Annotated in this window: 17 protein-coding genes; 12 read left to right on the top strand and 5 right to left on the bottom strand. The window is 69.3% G+C overall.

Going from position 1 to position 16,215, the window contains the following annotated elements; all coding sequences use genetic code 11:
* The first annotated feature begins 7 nt into the window (after positions 1 to 7).
* Positions 8 to 535, top strand: coding sequence for a DUF1990 domain-containing protein (locus tag AB0F41_RS02615; protein ID WP_357420916.1), 528 nt, complete (start codon positions 8 to 10; stop codon positions 533 to 535).
* Here AB0F41_RS02615 and AB0F41_RS02610 read toward each other — a convergent pair.
* The 3 genes from AB0F41_RS02610 to AB0F41_RS02600 form a co-directional block, all read right to left on the bottom strand.
* Positions 496 to 1,767 carry a Bcr/CflA family efflux MFS transporter gene (locus AB0F41_RS02610; RefSeq protein ID WP_357420915.1) on the bottom strand — a complete coding sequence of 424 codons (1,272 nt, stop codon included), beginning with the start codon at positions 1,765 to 1,767 and terminating at the stop codon, positions 496 to 498. The two genes, AB0F41_RS02615 and AB0F41_RS02610, sit on opposite strands and share 40 nt — an antisense overlap.
* Positions 1,764 to 2,270: a MarR family transcriptional regulator gene (locus AB0F41_RS02605; protein WP_357420914.1), complete on the bottom strand. Its 507-nt coding sequence runs from the start codon at positions 2,268 to 2,270 to the stop codon at positions 1,764 to 1,766. Before AB0F41_RS02605 ends, AB0F41_RS02610 begins: the two co-directional genes overlap by 4 nt.
* 275 nt (positions 2,271 to 2,545) lie before the next feature.
* The gene (locus AB0F41_RS02600) at positions 2,546 to 3,301 is read right to left on the bottom strand and encodes an IclR family transcriptional regulator (RefSeq protein WP_357420913.1); all 756 of its coding nucleotides are present in this window, start codon (positions 3,299 to 3,301) and stop codon (positions 2,546 to 2,548) included.
* A 270-nt stretch (positions 3,302 to 3,571) separates the two neighbouring features.
* On the opposite strand from AB0F41_RS02600, the gene AB0F41_RS02595 reads away from it, so the two are divergent.
* The 10 genes from AB0F41_RS02595 to AB0F41_RS02550 all read left to right on the top strand — a co-directional run bounded on the left by AB0F41_RS02595 (position 3,572) and on the right by AB0F41_RS02550 (position 13,249).
* On the top strand, positions 3,572 to 4,633 hold the full coding sequence (locus AB0F41_RS02595) for an NrtA/SsuA/CpmA family ABC transporter substrate-binding protein (RefSeq protein WP_357420912.1): 1,062 nt from the start codon (positions 3,572 to 3,574) through the stop codon (positions 4,631 to 4,633).
* Between the two features lie 10 nt (positions 4,634 to 4,643).
* Positions 4,644 to 5,498: an ABC transporter permease gene (locus AB0F41_RS02590; protein ID WP_357420911.1), complete on the top strand. Its 855-nt coding sequence runs from the start codon at positions 4,644 to 4,646 to the stop codon at positions 5,496 to 5,498.
* The gene (locus AB0F41_RS02585) at positions 5,495 to 6,307 is read left to right on the top strand and encodes an ABC transporter ATP-binding protein (protein ID WP_357420910.1); all 813 of its coding nucleotides are present in this window, start codon (positions 5,495 to 5,497) and stop codon (positions 6,305 to 6,307) included. The genes AB0F41_RS02590 and AB0F41_RS02585 overlap by 4 nt, the downstream gene beginning before the upstream one ends.
* The gene (locus AB0F41_RS02580; RefSeq protein WP_357420909.1) at positions 6,304 to 7,353 is read left to right on the top strand and encodes an ABC transporter substrate-binding protein; all 1,050 of its coding nucleotides are present in this window, start codon (positions 6,304 to 6,306) and stop codon (positions 7,351 to 7,353) included. Before AB0F41_RS02585 ends, AB0F41_RS02580 begins: the two co-directional genes overlap by 4 nt.
* Positions 7,350 to 8,396: an LLM class flavin-dependent oxidoreductase gene (locus AB0F41_RS02575; protein ID WP_357420908.1), complete on the top strand. Its 1,047-nt coding sequence runs from the start codon at positions 7,350 to 7,352 to the stop codon at positions 8,394 to 8,396. Before AB0F41_RS02580 ends, AB0F41_RS02575 begins: the two co-directional genes overlap by 4 nt.
* Positions 8,393 to 9,550, top strand: a complete 1,158-nt coding sequence (locus AB0F41_RS02570; protein WP_357420907.1) for an LLM class flavin-dependent oxidoreductase — start codon at positions 8,393 to 8,395, stop codon at positions 9,548 to 9,550. The genes AB0F41_RS02575 and AB0F41_RS02570 overlap by 4 nt, the downstream gene beginning before the upstream one ends.
* 10 nt (positions 9,551 to 9,560) lie before the next feature.
* Positions 9,561 to 10,268: a class II aldolase/adducin family protein gene (locus AB0F41_RS02565; RefSeq protein ID WP_357420906.1), complete on the top strand. Its 708-nt coding sequence runs from the start codon at positions 9,561 to 9,563 to the stop codon at positions 10,266 to 10,268.
* Positions 10,269 to 10,294: 26 nt separating this feature from the next.
* The gene (locus AB0F41_RS02560; protein WP_357420905.1) at positions 10,295 to 11,242 is read left to right on the top strand and encodes an ABC transporter substrate-binding protein; all 948 of its coding nucleotides are present in this window, start codon (positions 10,295 to 10,297) and stop codon (positions 11,240 to 11,242) included.
* A 212-nt stretch (positions 11,243 to 11,454) separates the two neighbouring features.
* Positions 11,455 to 11,895: a MarR family transcriptional regulator gene (locus tag AB0F41_RS02555; RefSeq protein ID WP_357420904.1), complete on the top strand. Its 441-nt coding sequence runs from the start codon at positions 11,455 to 11,457 to the stop codon at positions 11,893 to 11,895.
* Between the two features lie 262 nt (positions 11,896 to 12,157).
* Positions 12,158 to 13,249, top strand: a complete 1,092-nt coding sequence (locus tag AB0F41_RS02550; RefSeq protein WP_357420903.1) for an epoxide hydrolase family protein — start codon at positions 12,158 to 12,160, stop codon at positions 13,247 to 13,249.
* On the opposite strand, the gene AB0F41_RS02545 is transcribed toward AB0F41_RS02550, so the two are convergent.
* Positions 13,250 to 14,341 (bottom strand): aldo/keto reductase, encoded by a 1,092-nt coding sequence (locus AB0F41_RS02545; RefSeq protein WP_357420902.1) that lies wholly within the window; start codon positions 14,339 to 14,341, stop codon positions 13,250 to 13,252.
* A gap of 133 nt (positions 14,342 to 14,474) precedes the next feature.
* Between AB0F41_RS02545 and AB0F41_RS02540 the strand changes: the two genes are divergently transcribed.
* On the top strand, positions 14,475 to 15,407 hold the full coding sequence (locus AB0F41_RS02540) for an AraC family transcriptional regulator (RefSeq protein ID WP_357420901.1): 933 nt from the start codon (positions 14,475 to 14,477) through the stop codon (positions 15,405 to 15,407).
* 163 nt (positions 15,408 to 15,570) lie between these two features.
* On the opposite strand, the gene AB0F41_RS02535 is transcribed toward AB0F41_RS02540, so the two are convergent.
* The gene (locus tag AB0F41_RS02535) at positions 15,571 to 16,215 is read right to left on the bottom strand and encodes a pentapeptide repeat-containing protein (RefSeq protein ID WP_357420900.1); all 645 of its coding nucleotides are present in this window, start codon (positions 16,213 to 16,215) and stop codon (positions 15,571 to 15,573) included.

Raw genomic sequence — 16,215 nt, 5'->3', positions numbered from 1 at the left:
TCGAGAGATGAACGAATCGCCCGCCCGGCCCGGATTCACCTACACCGAGATCGGCGCGACCCGTGACGAACTGCCTCCCGGCTACCATCACCTGCGACTTCGCCGCGAGGTCGGCCGCGGGCGGACCGAATTCCACCGGCTGGGCGCGGCCGTGCTCCGTTACCGGATGCAACGCGGGCTGGGCATCTTGCGGGACGCGCGGAGTCCCGTGGCGGAGCCGGGTGCCGATGTCACGGTGCAGCTCGGTATCGGCCGATTCGGGTTGCGCGCGCCGTGCCGGGTCGTCTACGTCCTGAACGAGGCGGACCGGATCGGTTTCGCCTACGGCACCCTGCCCGGGCACCCGGAGAGCGGGGAAGAGCTGTTCGCGGTGGAGTACGACCCGGACACCGATATGGTGTCCGGCGTGGTCACCGCGTTCTCGCGGCCGGCGAGCCGGTTGACGCGCTTGGCGGGGCCGTTGACCCGGCCGGCGCAACGGGTGATCGCATGGGCCTACCTCGCCGTGCTGCGGCGCACCCCGCGCGAACACTGATCGGTGGCCCCGTACCGGGCGGTGGCCACCGCCGCGAGTAGTGCCGCGGCCAGGACCACGGCCATCATCGCCGCCATCGGCGTGGGGCCGGTATCGCCGAACAGCCCGACGACCGGCGAGGCCGCGGCGCCGAGCAGGAACTGACCGCCGCCGAGCAGTGCCGACGTCGCACCGGGGGCGCTGCGTCCGCGGGCCTGGGCGATGGTGACCACGGCGGGAAAGAAGACGCCGAACGCGGTCAGCGACACCAGCAGACACAACCACGTCACCACCATGGCCGCGCCGACGGTGAGCGATACCGCCACCAGCAGCACCGGTCCGGTCAACGCCACCGCGGCACTCCCGCACAGCAGGAACTCCGCCGGCCGTCGCCGCACCAGGCGCCCGTAGGCGAGGCTGCCCAGCATGTTCCCGACCGCGTTCACCCCGTACACCAGGCTCGCCGCCGCCGCGGAAAGCCCATAGAACTGCTGGAACACGAAGGTGGTGCCGGCGATATAGGCGAACACCGCGGCACCGCCGAACGACAATGCCAGCACCGGAGCCAGTACCGCGCCCCGGCCGGCCACCCCGCCGATCGACCGCAACCCCGCCACCAGGCCGGCCGGGCGCCGCGAATGCGGTGGCAGTGTCTCCGGGATCCACCACCACACTCCCGCGGCCAGCAGTGCACCGATACCGGCGAGGACGAGAAACACTCCGCGCCAGGGCAATACCAGCAGTAATGCACCACCGGCCAGCGGAGCCAGTACCGGTGCGGCGGCGGTGATCGCCCCCAACCGTGAATACACACCCGCGATGTCGTGATCGTCGAAGACATCGGTGACCACCGCCCGGGCCACCACGATCCCCGCCGCCCCGGCCACGCCCTGCCCGAACCGCGCGACATCCAGGACCGCCGCGGTCGGGGCCAGCGCGCACGCCACCGACAGGACCGTGAAACCGGCCGCACCCGAAAGCAATACCGCCCGGCGCCCGGAGGCGTCACTGAGCGGGCCGAGTATCAACTGGCCGACGATGATCCCGGCCAGGAAACCGGTCAGCGACAGTTGCGCTCCAGCGGTATCGGTCCCGAGGGAGCGGGCAAGCTCCGGCATCGCCGGTACATACATATCGGTGGCCAGCGGCGCCGCACCGCTGAGCCCGGCCAGCACCACCAGCAGCCGGCCCCGTCGCGCCACCCCGCCCGCTTGCGCGGCCGCTGGGCGGCTGTCGGTGCGCTCGGTGGTCACAGTGCCGGTGCCGCGCCCTCGCCGCGCGAGAGCGCCGGCGTATCGCCGGTGGCGGAGGTGGATTCGGCGACCGTACGCAACAGGCCCGCGGCGATCTCCAGCACTGCGCGTTCGGCGTCGGTGAGCGAGGAACGCAGCGCGGCCGCCAACCATACGTTTCCGTCACGCACATGCTCGCGCAACGCGTCCTGCCCGGAGTCGGTGATGGTGATGTCCTGCTGCCGGGCATCGACTGCGCTGCGTGATCGGCGAATCCGCCCGAGTTCGTCGAGCTCGTTGAGTACCCGGGTCAGCGACTGCACCTGCAACCCCTCGATCGCCGCGAGTTTCGAGGCCGTCAACGGGCCACTGTGCGCGAGGTTCGCCAGCACCGACGCCCCCAGACGCGTCAACGGCCGCTCCCCACCGGGCTGCTCGGCCCGCAACCGCGACGACAGCCGTGACACTGCCCATCGCACCGATTCGGCCAACAACAGGTCATCCACACCATCTGCCGTAGTCACAGTTATCACGCTAAAGCTTGGTGATTTTGCAGTCAAAGGCGAATCGATCGAATAATTAGCACGCTAAAACTTAACTATCTGCCGGCTTGCTGGACGCTACGGCTCAGCGCCGTCAAGCGTCCGCGTGGTCGGCACCATCGATCCGGACGTATCGCTCGATCTGCGGAACGGCTACCTGCGCAGCTTCTTCAACGCGACACTGGGCCGATACGGCCGGCTCATCCAGGCGCCGGCCGCCTTGCTGCACCCGGAAATGGTCCCGGAAGGCCGGCCGCTCAGAGCAGGATGTCCGCGATCTTGCGGGCGGTGACCTTCGCGAGGTCGACGAAGAACGGAACCCGTTCGTCGATCATCAGGTCGATGGGCCCGCGCAGCCCGAGGGCGAACCGGGCCGGCCCCGGCTCGTCGCCGATCGGTACGCCGATGGTCCGGAATCCGTGGACGAGTTCCTCGTCGTTGAAGGCGTAACCGCCCTGCCGTGTGCGGGCGAGTTCCTGTGCCAGTCCCACCGGCCCGGAAACCGAACGTGCGGTGCCACTGTCGTAGGGCAACCGGGCCAGATCCTCCTCGCCGGCCGGTGCCCAGGCCAGCAGCGCTTTACCGAGCGCGCTCGCGTGCAGGGGAAGTCGCAGGCCCTGTAGTTCGTGCCCGTCGGCTTCGCGCCAGCTGCTGGTTCCCAGCAGAACGGCATCGTTACCGTGCCGCGTCGCGATGGAGGCCTTCGCGCCGGTGATCGTCGCCAGCTCCTCGAGGTGTGGTTCGGCGAGGTGGATGCGGTGCTGCCGGTAGGCGATCTGACCGTATTCGGCCAGCGTGGTGCCCAGCCGGTACCGGCTGGGCGAGTCCATTTTGTCCAGGAAGCCTGCCTCGAGGAGTGCGGAGAGCAGGCGATGGGTGGTACTCACCGGCAGGTCGAGCTGTCTGGCGATCGCGGAGACACCGAGGTCCTCGCCATTGCGGAAGCAGGTGAGGACGGACAGGGCCCGCGTGACGGATTGGAGTTGGCCCTTGGCCGAGGAAGTGGGCTCCACATGCCGACGCTAACACGGGATGTGTCCGGTTCGGTGCCCAAATTTCCGCCTGGCGGAAAGGATGGATTTGATTCGGAAGTCCTGCCGTGGCTGACATCTAGGTCATCTATCTGGAGATTTTCACCTTTTCCGACTTTCTTGGAGAAGAAACATACCTACCGCTCTCGCGTCAAGCTTTCCGGTCGAAGGAAAAGTAAGGGTGGGCACCTCCACGGCTGCCGCTTAGTTTTCTGGGGTACCCCGCCCTCTCCCGACTAGGAGCCGAATCCGATGCGTCCCCACCGCCGCCCACCTCGTGTGCGCGCTGCTCTCGCGATCCTCCCCGTCGTTGCGTTGGTCGCCGCCGCGTGCGGCTCCGGCGGAGAGGCCGCGGACGGGTCTGCGGCGGGCGGCGAACCCACCTTCGTCCTCAAGGTCACCGACGAAGGCAATTCCGGCCCGCTCGCAGTCGCCAAGCGAGACGGCACTTTCGACGAAGCGCTCGCACCGCTGGGCGCGAAGATCGAATGGGTCAACGCTCCGCCGTCGTTCAGCGCGAACCTCAAGCTGTTCAACGCCGGTGAACTCGACGTCTCCGGCGGCGCCTACAGCCCGGTCGTCGGAGCGCTGTCGAAAGATGTCGGCGTCCGCATCGTCGCGGTCGCGGACCCGGTGGATCAGGATCAGGCCGGTATCATCGCCGCGCCGGACTCGGGTATCCGGAAAGTCGAAGACCTCGTCGGTAAGCGAATCGCGGTCAATCCGGCGGGCAAGGGTGAGTACATCACGCTGAAGGCGCTGGAACAGGCCGGGATTCCCGCCGCCCGGGTCGAGCGGGTTCCGCTGCAGATATCGGACGCCGCCTCCGCTTTCTCCACCGGTCAGGTGGACGCGTGGGCCTCGTTCAACGATCCGTACGCGGAGGCCAAGGCCCGCGGGGCCGTCGAGATCGCGACCGAGGCCACCGTCGGCTCGACGGACAATACGATCGTCGCGTTCCGTACCGAGGTCCTCGAAAAGCGGCCCGATGTCGCCGCGAAGTATCTCGAGACGCTGCAGCAATTGGTCGAGCGGCAACGGACCGACCCCGAGGACTTCGAGAATGTGTTCGAGAAGGCCGGGCCACGGGCGCTGTCCGGTGAACGGCTCGAGCGCGCGATCGATCTCGGGCGCCGGGCGTCGGTGCCGCACTACCCGACCGCCGACGATGCGGCCGATCTGCAGGGAGTCGCCGACCTGTTCTACGAGAACGGTGTGATCACCCGGGCCGTCACCGCGGCGGACGTCTTCTATCCGCTCGAGGAAAAACTCGCCGCCGCCGGGAACCGGCCCGCACCGACCACGGGGAAATGAGATGGCCACGGTGACCACACCGCGTGCCGGGGGCGGGCCCGGGCAGCGCCTCGGGGAACCCGGTCTGGAGGCGCCGCGGTACCGGGGCGGCCGGCGCCGCCCCGGGTGGGTGTCGATCCCACTCCGTTTCCTCGTGCCCGCCCTGCTCGTCGCGGTGTGGTGGATCGGCTCGGCGACCGGTGTGATAGCCGAGGAGATCCTCGCCGGACCCCCGAAGGTGTGGACGGCATTCGCGGAGTTGTACGAGACCGGACAGCTGGTCGACTATTCGATCGCCTCGTTCCATCGGGCTGCGCTGGGAGTGCTGTTCGGGGTCGTGACCGGGCTTGTCCTCGGTGTCCTCTCCGGGTTGTCCGCCCTCGGTGAGGAACTCGTGGACTCGACGATGCAGATCAACCGGGCAGTTCCGTTCCTCGCGCTGGTTCCCCTCTTCATCGCCTGGTTCGGTATCGATGAGACGTTCAAGGTGCTGCTGATCGCGTTCGCCACCGTCGGGCCCATGTACGCCTACACCTATCTCGGCGTCCGCAATGTCGATCGCAAGATGGTCGAAGCGGCACGGAGTTTCGGAGCGCGGGGCCCGCGCCTGGTGTTCGAGGTGATCCTGCCCTCGGCACTGCCCGGAGTGCTGATGGCACTGCGGATATGCCTATCCATCGCGATCACCGGCCTGATCGCGGCGGAGCAGGTGGGAACCCGGGAAGGGATCGGATACCTGGTGACCCTCGCGCAGGAGTACAACCGGACCGACTACATGGTGCTCTGTGTGGTGCTGTACGCGGTGCTGGGCCTGATCTTCGACGGAGTGGTCCGGATCATCGAACGGTTCGCGATGCCGTGGCGCGGTCAGGTGGCCACCCGATGAGCCCCGAAGCGCCCCTGCCGCCGCTGTCCGCGCGCGCCCAGAGCCCGGCGTCGGCAACCGCCCGCCGGGCAGGCGAGCCGGTCGCGGTGTCGATCACCGGGCTGCACAAGAAGTTCGGTGACAACACCGTCCTCGACGGGATCGACCTGGAGATCCGCCGCGGCGAATTCGTCGTCCTCCTCGGGCCGTCGGGAACCGGGAAGACCACTCTCCTGCGGCTGCTGACCGGTCTCGAGAAGCCGGATGGGGGAACGATTCTCGCGGCGTCCCGGCGGACCACCGTCTACCAGGAGCCGCGACTGATCCCGTCGAAGCGGGTTCTGGGCAACGTCACCATCGGGCAGCGCCGCACCACCGAGACCAAGGAGCGCGCTACCCGCGCTCTGGTCGAGGTGAATCTCGACGGCAAGGCGCGCCAGTGGCCCGCGACGCTGTCGGGAGGCGAGGCGCAGCGGGTGGCGCTGGCGCGGGCGCTGGTGCGCGAACCGGAACTGCTGTTGCTCGACGAGCCGTTCGCCGCGCTCGACGCGCTGACCCGGCTGCAGATGCAGGATCTGGTCGGCGACCTCGTGGCGCGGCACCGGCCGGCGGTGCTGCTGGTGACCCACGACGTCGACGAAGCGGTCCGGCTGGCCGACCGGGTCCTGATCCTGAACGAGGGCCGGTTCGCCGTCGATACCGATATCGACCTGGCCCGCCCCCGGGACCGCACCGATCCGGAGTCCCTGCGCTACCGCGCGGCGTTCCTGGCCGAGCTGGGTGTCGGCCGCACCCCTTCCCCCACGACCCTCCGAAGGAGCACGCGATGACCGCTGCCGCCGATCACGTCCTCGACACTCTCTGGTACACACGGTGCCCCGTGCCCACCGCGAGCGGTCTGGCGCACAGTCTCGGCTGGCTGGGCGAGACCGCCGCCGAAGCGGGGATCGGTCTGGGTGTGCTGCAGGACGCCGGGCCCGAACTGGCGCCGCGGCACTTCGACCATCGGCTGCTGGGCCTGATCCGCGAGGGCGGCAATGTGCCCGCACTCGCCGCGCGGGCCGAGGGTTCGCCCACCCGGCTGATCGGCCTGACCTGGATCGACGAAGCGCAAGCGATCCTGGTGGCACCCGACTCACCCGCTTCCGGACCCAGTGATCTGGCCGGATCGCGGATCGCGGTCCCCGCCTGGGCGCAGGACCGGGCCCGCAGTTTCCCCCGGGCGATGGCGCTGCACGGATTCGCGAGTGCGCTCGCGCTCGGCGGGCTCACCTTCGCGGATGTCCGTCCCGTCGAGGTCGCGGTCGAGCGCGACCCGCAGGTACGGGGCGCGCAGGCTGCGGGTCGCAGAATCACCACCTGGGGGGTGGAGGCGCTGCTCGCCGGCGAGGTCGACGCGATCTACGTCAAGGGCGCCCGCGCCCAGGAGGTGGCCCGCGAACACGGCCTGCGGACCGCGGTCGACCTGGATGCCACGGAGTCGAAGCGTTCGCGTGTCAACAACGGCACCCCGCGCCCGATCACCGTCCACGCGGACCTGTTGGAGTCGCGACCCGATCTGGTGGTCGGGTTCCTCACCCAGACGCTGCGGGCCGCGGACTGGGCCACCGGCAACCTCGACGAGGTCCGCGCCGTGCTGGCCCGGGAAACCTTCTCCGGCGCGGCGGGAGTCGAGGCCGCATACGGTGACACGTTCCATCGTGGCCTGCACCCGACGCTGTCCGGCGAGCGGATCGAGCTGCTCGACATCCAGAAACGTTTCCTCTACACCCACGGTTTCCTCGCCGCCGATTTCGATCTCGCCTCGTGGGTCGCCCCGGAGCCGCTGCGGCAGGCGAGCGAGCGGCTCGCCGCCGAACGGACGGTGTCCTCGTGACCGAGTTCCGGTGGGAGCTGCCGGTTCGCGGGGACGGGCGCCATGTCGGCTCCGTTTCCGCGCATCGCGGCGGATTCGACTTCCTCGATCAAGTCGTCCTCGCCGCCGAACTGTCCGGGCTCGACGGTGTCGTGGTCCCGTACGACCCGGAGGGGGAGGAGTCGTGGGTGGTCGCGGGGTCGGCCCTGCGGCAGACCCGGCACCTGCGGGTCGGCGTCGAATTCCATCCCGCGTTCGGGACACCCGTGTACGCGGCCAAGCTGTCGGCAACCCTGCAGCGGCTCTCGAACGGCCGGCTCGACTGGCGGTTGCGCGTGGAAACCGATGCCGCCGATGCCGCGGCGCGGGGTGACCGGGTCGGCGGCGCCGATCGTTACCGGCGGGCCGCCGAGTTCCTCACCGTCGCACGCGGCGTGTGGAACGAGGAGCAGGTGCTGCCCGGGCGGTTCGGGGGCACCGGGTTCGACTTCGCCGGCGAATACTACGACGTCATCGACGGCGGATTCCGTGGCATCCTGTCGGGTCTGCCGTTTCCCGTCGTACATCTGTCGGGCAATTCGCCCGCGGCGATAGAACTGTCGGCCGAGCACGGTGATGTGCACGTGTTCGACGAGACCGCGGCCGGCGTCGACGACGCGGTGGCGGACCTGCGGGATGCGACGCGCAGGGCCGGGCGCGGTGTGCGCGCGGGACTCGCCCTGCCGGTCGTCGCCCGGGAGACCGAGGACGAGGCGTGGGCGCGCGTCCTGCGACAGTGGCGCGAAGTTCATCCGGCGGGGCACGAGAACGAGGTCCGGGGGCTCGCACTCGACGGTTCCCGCTGGTCGGGTTTCGACCGTATCGGTTACACCCGCTCGATCGGCCTGGTCGGTAGCTACGAGCAGGTGGCGCGGGCGCTCTCGGACTACCGGACGCGCGGTATCGAGCTGTTCGAACTGACCGGACATCCCCATATCGAAGAACTGCACCGGGCGGGGGAGCACCTGCTGCACCTGGCCGACCCGGCCGGACGCACTCTCGTGGGACAGGAGAACCAGGCGTGAGCACGGACTTCTACTGGCGCATCGGTATGGAGGGCGACCACGCGTCGTTACGCACCCCACGCCGCTACAACCGTGGGCATGCCGGCGGCCACCGGCCGGGCAATATCGCACCCGCTATCCGTGGCGGCAGGCTGGATGGATACAGCTATATCGACCATATGGCCGCGGTGGTGAAGGCATCGGAGTCCGCGGGGTTCGTCGGTGGGCTGCTGCCCTCCTTCCCGATCACCGAGGACCCGTGGGCCACCGCGTCCGCGCTCGCCCGGGAAAGCGATACCTACCGATTCATGGTGGCGTTCCAGCCCGGGTTCCTGCACCCGCTGCAGGCCGCCCGGATGTCGGCGAGCCTGCAGCGTGCCACCGGGGGACGCCTGGTCTACAACATCATCAGCGGCGGCGGTGGGGCACCGCAGCTGTGGTGGGGCGACAAGGTGGCGCACGACGACCGCTACGGGCGCACCTCGGAATTCCTCGACGTGCTGCGCGGCGTGTGGGACGGGGCGCCGTTCGACTACAGCGGGCGGTTCTTCACCACCGAGGGGGCGGCGCTGCCGCCGTTGCTGGCCGGACAGCCGTTTCCCGAGGTGTACTTCTCCGGGTCGTCCGGTGCCGCCGTGGACGCCGCGGGCCGGCACGCCGACTACTACCTTTCCTGGCTCGAACCCTTCGACGACCTGCGGACGAAGTTCGACGGAGTCCGCGCGCGTTCCGAGAAAACCGGCCGCGCACCGAAGTTCGCGGTCCGGATCGACATCGTTGCCAGGCATACCGAAGAGGCCGCGTGGACGGAGATCGAGAAAGGCTGGGCGTCGGTCGACCGCGCGGCAGCCGACCGCGCCGCCCAGGGCGATTCCGTCGGTGCGGCGCGGATCAAAGGCTGGGTGCCGGAACACATCACCGGCTACCGCGACCTGGAAGTCCAACCCAATGTGTGGTGCGGATTCAGCCTCATCCGCGGCGGGCCGGCGTTCGGGCTCGTGGGCAGCTACGAGCAGGTAGCCGAACGGCTCGACCAGCTGATCGACCTCGGGGTGGACGCGTTCATCCTCGCCGGTAATCCCCATCTCGAAGAGGCCTACCGCGTGGGCGAAGAAGTGCTGCCGCTGCTCCGGCGCACCACGCCCACCCGGGTCCGTCCCGTTTCCACCCGATAGGAGAATCAGCATGACCAGCATCGAATCGCGCGTCACTCCCGCGGTCGAGGCCTTCGTCGACGACGCGCGCCGGGCCGCCGACACCGCGTTCCGCGTCTTCCGCGAGACCGGGACCGTTTCCGCCAACGGCACCGTGAACTTCGTCGAACGGGTCCCCGGCGAAGAACTCGCCGTCGCGCTCAACGAGCCCGGCCCGTGGGCGCAGGACCGGAACGCGAAACCGATCCTCGCGACATTCGACGGAGAGGTACTGGCCGGCGCCGGTCCCGCCGGATTCGTCACCGGCTATGCCAAGGTGTTCCGTGAGCACCCCGAGATCACCTCGATCGTGCACGTGCACACGCCGTGGCTGGGTGGGTGGGCCCAGACCCACCGCACTCTGCGTATCAAGTACGCGGCCTCGCAGCGCCTGACCCTCTCCCGCGATATACCCGCTCATATCGACCGCAGCCGGGCGCCCGGCGATTTCATCCTCGACCGCCTCGTCGACGACCCGGACCTCGCCGCGATCTTCGAGGCCAACGGCGGCGTCAATGTCATCGGCCGGTCGGGTCTGCTCGATCTCGCCAAATTCGTGGTCCTGCTCGAAGAAGGCGCCCAGTACCAGGCGCTCGGCGAACTCGTCGGCGGCGCCGTCGACTTCGACCCGACGAACCTCGTCGCGCAATGGGGTCGCAGTGGACTGCTGGACGAGGCCCGCCGCCGCGGCCTCGTCTGAGCGGTCGCCGAAAAGGAGTTCTTCTCATGACTGTTCGCATCGGCTACTTCCCGAACAACAACTCGTTGTTCGTGCTGCGCCACAACGGCCTGCTCGAACGCCACCTCCCCGACGCCGAGTGGGTCGACCTGCGCGAGCTGCCGGCGCCGCCGCGGGCCGATCCCCGCACCGGGTTGCCGACGCTGCATTCGGACTGGTTGTTCGAGGACGGTGGATACGATTTCATCGGTACCGGATTCACCCCGCCGATCACCGGCCTGGGCCAGGGGCGCGACCTGGTGTACGTCGGGATCTCCGGGCCGCGCGTCGAGAACGGGCGGTTGGTGAGCCTCGCGGACTCCGGTATCCGCACCGTCGCCGATCTGCGTGGTAAGCGGGTCGGGATCGCACACGGTTCGTGGCAGACCACGCTGGCCCTGCTCGCCCTGGACCGCGAGGGGCTGCGCTGGTCCGATATCGCGCCGGTCGATATCGACGTGAACGAAGGCGGTGCCGCCTTGGTGCGCGGCGATCTCGACGCCTGGGTCGGGGCCCACCCGGCACTGGCGGAGATCGAGGCCGCCGCACCGGTACACACGCTCGTCGACACCGAGGGCCTCTTCAGCCACCCGTCGTTGTGGTTCGTCCGCCGCGAGTTCGCCGAGAACCATCGCCGCGAGCTGGAAGCGATCGTCGCGGCGCTGCAGGAATCGGATGCGTGGATCGTGGCCAACCCGCGTGAGGCGGCACAGTTCTTCGTCGACGACGCGCAGCGGCGGGGCGGGACCGCCGACCTCGATCGCTGGGAGGCGGCGCTGCGTGGGCGCCCCTTCGGAATCGGCTCGGTCACCGGTGAATTCCTCGACGAACAGCAGCGTTCGGCGGATCTGTTGCGCACCAACGGTTTGCTGCCGCGAACCGTCGATGTCCGCGACGCGGTCCTGCCGTGGATCGGCGAGCTGGTCGACGCACGGCGTCCGGTCACGCCGGCCTGAGCATTCGAGCGCCACTCGCCCGATCGCGGCGTTCGGCGCGAGCAGGTTCTTCCCGGTGACCGGAGGCTCCCGCTCGATCGGTTTCGCGCAGGGCGGCGTCGACCTGGCCCGGCGCCGCCCGGATCTCACCCTGCGCCGACTCATCGTGCTCGCCGTGGGTAGCCACCAGCAGCCCCTGCTGTTGGGCGCGCCAATGGATGTACCGTGGCCGCATGGAGGAGATGCCCGCGCGCCTGACGGACAAGCCGAGCTGGTTGCTGACCCAGCTGTCGGTCTACGCCCATCGCTTCGCCACCGAGGCGTTCGCGGCGGCGGGTGCGCGTGGGTATCACTACCGCATTCTGGCCGCGTTGGATGAGTTCGGGGTGGCCAGCCAGGCCGAGATCGGCCGCCGCTGCAATATGGACCGCAGCGATGTGGTGGCGGCGATCAACGAGCTGGCCGAGCCGGGTTTCGTGGAGCGGACGCCGGACCCGGGCGATCGGCGGCGGAATCTGATCAGTCTCACCGAGGCGGGGAGCGGGCAGCTGGCGCGTCTGGACCGGGATCTCGATCGGGTGCAGGAGGAACTGCTCGGGCCGCTCTCGGATCGGGATCGGCAGACCCTGGCCCGGCTGCTCACCCGGCTGTTCACTCACCACCAGCAGAGGTAGGGCCGGGTCCCGGCTTCCGCCTGCCGGCTACTGCGCCGCCGCAGTATCGATGGAATCCCCGGATCGAGGGCGCTCTCGCGCTCACTTGTTGGTTCGACCAACGTTTGATAACGTTGGCAGCGCCAACGAAGTAGGAGCTGTCATCACCGGACCCATCCGTTGCGCCGCCGCTGGTCTCGCCGCGATCACCCTCGTATTCGGCGTCACCGGGTGTGCGTCGCCCGCATCCACCGTCACCCACCCCACCACGCAGGAGGCCGCCGTGAATCCGACCGCCGTCACCCCGTTCGAGATCGATATCCCCCAGGCCGACCTCGACGATCTGAACGACCGGCTCGCCCGCACCCGCTGGCCCAACGAGATCGCCGGCGCCGGATCGGACTACGGGTTCCCGCTGGCCCGGCTGCGGGAGCTGGCCGAATACTGGCGCACCGGTTACGACTGGCGCAAACACGAGACGGAGCTCAATCGTCTCCCGCATTTCACCACCGAGATCGACGGCCAGAACATTCATTTCGTGCACGTGCGGTCGCCGAAACCGGATGCGCTCCCGCTGATCCTCACCCACGGGTGGCCCGGTTCGTTCCTGGAATTTCTGGAGGTGATCGAACCGCTCTCGCGCGACTTCCACCTGGTGATCCCGTCGATCCCAGGTTTCGGTTTCTCGGGTCCGACCCATGAGCGCGGCTGGGATGTCACCCGGGTCGCGGGAGCCTGGGCCGAGCTGATGCACCGCCTCGGGTACGAGCGCTACGGCGCGCAGGGTGGAGATTTCGGTTCCGGCATCTCCACCGCACTCGGTGCGCTGGCGCCCGATCACGTGGTCGGAGTGCACGTCAACTACCTGCCCACCCCGCCGGATCCGGAAGCCGGTGTCGCCCTGTCGGCGACCGATGAGGCCCGGCTGGACAAGGTCCGGCAGCTGATGGCCAATCGCCCGCCCTACCAGGCGCTACAGGCCCTCACCCCGCAGACCATCGGTTACGCGCTGACCGATTCACCGGTCGGCCAGCTGGCCTGGATCGCCGAGCGTTTCGCGCAGTGGACCGATCCCCGCACACCGATCGACGACGAACGGATCCTTACCGATATCTCGCTGTACTGGCTCACCGCCACCGCGGCGTCGTCGGCGCGGCTGACCCGTGAGACCGCGCGCGGGTCCGCCCCTTGCCCGGTGCCGTTGGGAGTGGCGGTATTCGCGCACGACATCACGCAATCGGTGCGGCCGCTGGCCGAACGGAAGTACAACATCACGCACTGGTCGGAGTTCGACCGCGGCGGCCATTTCGCCGCGATGGAGGTCCCGGATCTGTTCGCCCAGGATGTGCGTGCTTTCTTCCGCTCGCTGAGTTGATCACCCGGGGTGGGAGACAACGGCGGTCCGGGGCGCGGCCTGCCCGGATCGGCCGCGCCGGCGCCGGGCGGGATCGGCCAGGACCGGCGGCCGCCACGCGGTGTCCTCGGGGTTGATATCGGTGCCCGGCGCGACGATCCGGTCGATGCGATCGAGGACGGCGGGGTCGAGCCGGATCTGTGGCGCCGTCAGCTGAGCTTCGAGCTGGTCCGGTGTGCGGGGTCCGATGATCGCGGAACTCACGGCGGGGTGCTCCAGGACGAACGCCAGTGCCAGCTCGATCAAGGTCAGCCCGGCTTCGTCGGCCAGGGCCGCCAGTTCGGTGACGATCTCGAGTTTGCGCCGGTTGGCCGGCGTCGACAGGTCATAGCGCCCGCCGGCGCCCGGGCGCGCGGGCAGGCGCCGATCCCGCTCGCTGCTGTTCGCCTTACCGGCCCCGAACCGCCCGGACAGCCAGCCGCCGGCCAGCGGGCTCCACGACACGACCCCCATCCCATACGCCTCGGCGACCGGCAGGACATGGCCCTCGATCCCGCGCACCAGGATCGAATACGGCGGCTGCTCGGTCGTGAAACGCTCCCGGCCACGCGTCTCGGCCACCCACTGGGCTGCCACGATCTGCTCCGCCGGGAACGTCGAGCTGCCGAAGGCCCGGATCTTGCCCGCCCGGACCAGATCACTCAGGGCACCCAGCGTCTCGTCGATATCGACTCTCTCGTCCGGCCGGTGGATCTGATACAGGTCGATGTAGTCGGTGCCGAGACGGCGGAGGCTGTTCTCGCACGCGGTCACGATCCAGCGCCGGGACCCGCCGCGCGCATTGGGGTCCGTCCCCATCGGCGAGCCGAATTTGGTCGCCAGCACGACGCGGGACCGGTCCACCGCGGCGAGAGCCTTGCCCACGATGACCTCCGACTCCCCGGCGGAGTAGACGTCGGCGGTGTCGACGAGGTTGATACCGGCGTCGAGCGCCCGGCCGATGATGCGGACGCAGTCGTCGTGGTCGGGGTTGCCCCAGGCACCGAACATCATCGTGCCGAGGGCGAGCGGGCCGACTTCGATCCCGGTTCTTCCCAGGGTGCGTGTTTCCATACGGTCATGAGATCGCGTGAACGCCGGCGACCGTGACGCCGATCCGGCTCCCGGCTTGCCCGATCCGGTCGAACTCGCCCGGATCGGGCCGAGGGGCGTTGCGCCGCCGGAGCCGGGGTGCTGCACTCGTGGGGTGAGCCTCCTCGACGAATTCCGGGCGCTGGTGGTGCGCCATGCCGGAGGCGGGGGCCAGCGCGCGGTCCGGGTTCTGGACGGTGTTCCGCTCGATGCCGCCCACACACCGACCGTGCTGGACGGGGTATCCCTCACCGCGGTCCGGGAACCGACCCTTCCGATCGGCACGATGGCCGAGCCGACATTCGCGCTGGTGGGACAGGGTGTGAAGCGTACGACGCTGAACGGGACGCCCTACGACTGCGGCACGGGGCAGTACCTGGTCGTCCCGGTCGATCTCCCGGTGACCGGCCAGGCGCTGCGCGCCGATGCGGACGCGCCCCTGGTGGTGTTCAGTATGCGGCTGCGTCCCGAGTCGATCGCACCACTGCTGCTGGAAACCGGCGCGGTGCCCCGCGCGGCCCGGCCTGCCGGTCTCGCCGTCGGTACCGCGCCGCCGGAACTGCTCGATCCGGTCGTCCGGCTGCTGCGCCTGCTCGATCACCCGGACGATCTCGCCGTACTCGCCGCCGGACTGCAGCGGGAGATCCTGTGGCGGCTGATCACCGGTGACCAGGGTGCACTCGTCCGGCGGATCGGCCTGGCCGACGGGCATCTCGCCCATATCGCCCGTGCCATCCGCTGGATCCGTACCCATTACGACCAGCCGTTGCTCGTCGCCGACCTGGCCGCCGTGGCCGGGATGAGCGAGTCCGCGTTCCGCCGCCACTTCCGGGCCGCCACCTCCATGACGCCGATCGAGTTCCGGCGGGAGATCCGGTTGCGCGAGGCCCGGATCCTGCTCGGCACCCGGACGGCCGATATCGCCGAGATCGGCTATCGCGTCGGCTACGAGAGCGCCTCGCAATTCAACCGTGAGTACCACCGGACGTTCGGTATCTCGCCCGGCCGGGACGCGGTGCGGCTGCGGTCGGTGACGGGCCGGAGATAGGCCGCGGGCCTTCCGGGTGTCCCACCGGGAACGTCGATCGCACCCGCGATCATGACGATCTGCCGATGCGATGCTTCCCCGCCGAGATGCCGCCCTGGGAACCGCGGCGGCGGAGGTCGACGCCGGGCTCCGCGGCGCCGGGCGAGTCCGGAATCGATGCGGGCTAGAGGGGTTTCACCACGAGGCCGGCGGCCGCCGCGAATGCCGGGGCCAAGTCGAGTAGCTGGCCGGGTGTGATGATCGCTCCGCGCAGGGCGTCCACCCCGTCTCCGACACCGAGGCTTTGCGCCTGCCGGAAATCGACCTTCTTCAGCTGCGTGTCACGCACCACGAGTGCCGAGATCTCGGTGCCGGGGAACTCGACCTCCGAGAGTTTCGCCGCGCCGATATCGATATGCCGCAGTACGCAGTCCACGAATCGGACCTTGGTCAGCGTCGCTCCGCGCAGGTTCACCGAATCGAATTTGCAGTTGTGGAACACCACCCGCCGCAACTCGGCGCCGCTGGCTTCCACACCCGACCAGGCGCCTTCGATGATCTCGGCGTCCATCCACATGGCGTCCGGCATCTCGGTACCGGTGAACCGCACGCCGTGCAGCCAGACGTCGGCGAACCTGGCGTTGTGGGCCGAACCTCCCGAGAAGGTCACGCCCCGGAAGGCGCATTGCCCGAATTCCGTGTGGCGGAGATCGGCACCGGGGTGTTCGGCCGCTTCGAACAGCGCGCATTCGTACTCGTCTTCGGCCCGCAGGTCACCGGCGGTTTCCAGCCACTGTGCGAACGGCAGGTCGGCGAGCTCCCGGGGCAT

The organism is Nocardia sp. NPDC024068, assembly GCF_040638875.1.
In the GTDB taxonomy this organism is placed as follows: Bacteria; Actinomycetota; Actinomycetes; order Mycobacteriales; family Mycobacteriaceae; genus Nocardia.
The sequence above is the reverse complement of the archived record's forward strand: the minus strand, read 5'-3'. Positions and strand labels throughout refer to the sequence as shown.

What these genes read in the sequence shown, in the direction of transcription:
- AB0F41_RS02615 (WP_357420916.1), top strand. Translation starts at nt 8, where the DNA reads ATGAACGAATCGCCCGCCCGGCCCGGATTCACCTACACCGAGATCGGC.
- AB0F41_RS02595 (WP_357420912.1), top strand. Translation starts at nt 3,572, where the DNA reads ATGCGTCCCCACCGCCGCCCACCTCGTGTGCGCGCTGCTCTCGCGATC.
- AB0F41_RS02585 (WP_357420910.1), top strand. Translation starts at nt 5,495, where the DNA reads ATGAGCCCCGAAGCGCCCCTGCCGCCGCTGTCCGCGCGCGCCCAGAGC.
- AB0F41_RS02580 (WP_357420909.1), top strand. Translation starts at nt 6,304, where the DNA reads ATGACCGCTGCCGCCGATCACGTCCTCGACACTCTCTGGTACACACGG.
- AB0F41_RS02565 (WP_357420906.1), top strand. Translation starts at nt 9,561, where the DNA reads ATGACCAGCATCGAATCGCGCGTCACTCCCGCGGTCGAGGCCTTCGTC.
- AB0F41_RS02560 (WP_357420905.1), top strand. Translation starts at nt 10,295, where the DNA reads ATGACTGTTCGCATCGGCTACTTCCCGAACAACAACTCGTTGTTCGTG.
- AB0F41_RS02555 (WP_357420904.1), top strand. Translation starts at nt 11,455, where the DNA reads ATGGAGGAGATGCCCGCGCGCCTGACGGACAAGCCGAGCTGGTTGCTG.
- AB0F41_RS02545 (WP_357420902.1), bottom strand. Translation starts at nt 14,341, where the DNA reads ATGGAAACACGCACCCTGGGAAGAACCGGGATCGAAGTCGGCCCGCTC.
- AB0F41_RS02535 (WP_357420900.1), bottom strand. Translation starts at nt 16,215, where the DNA reads ATGCCCCGGGAGCTCGCCGACCTGCCGTTCGCACAGTGGCTGGAAACC.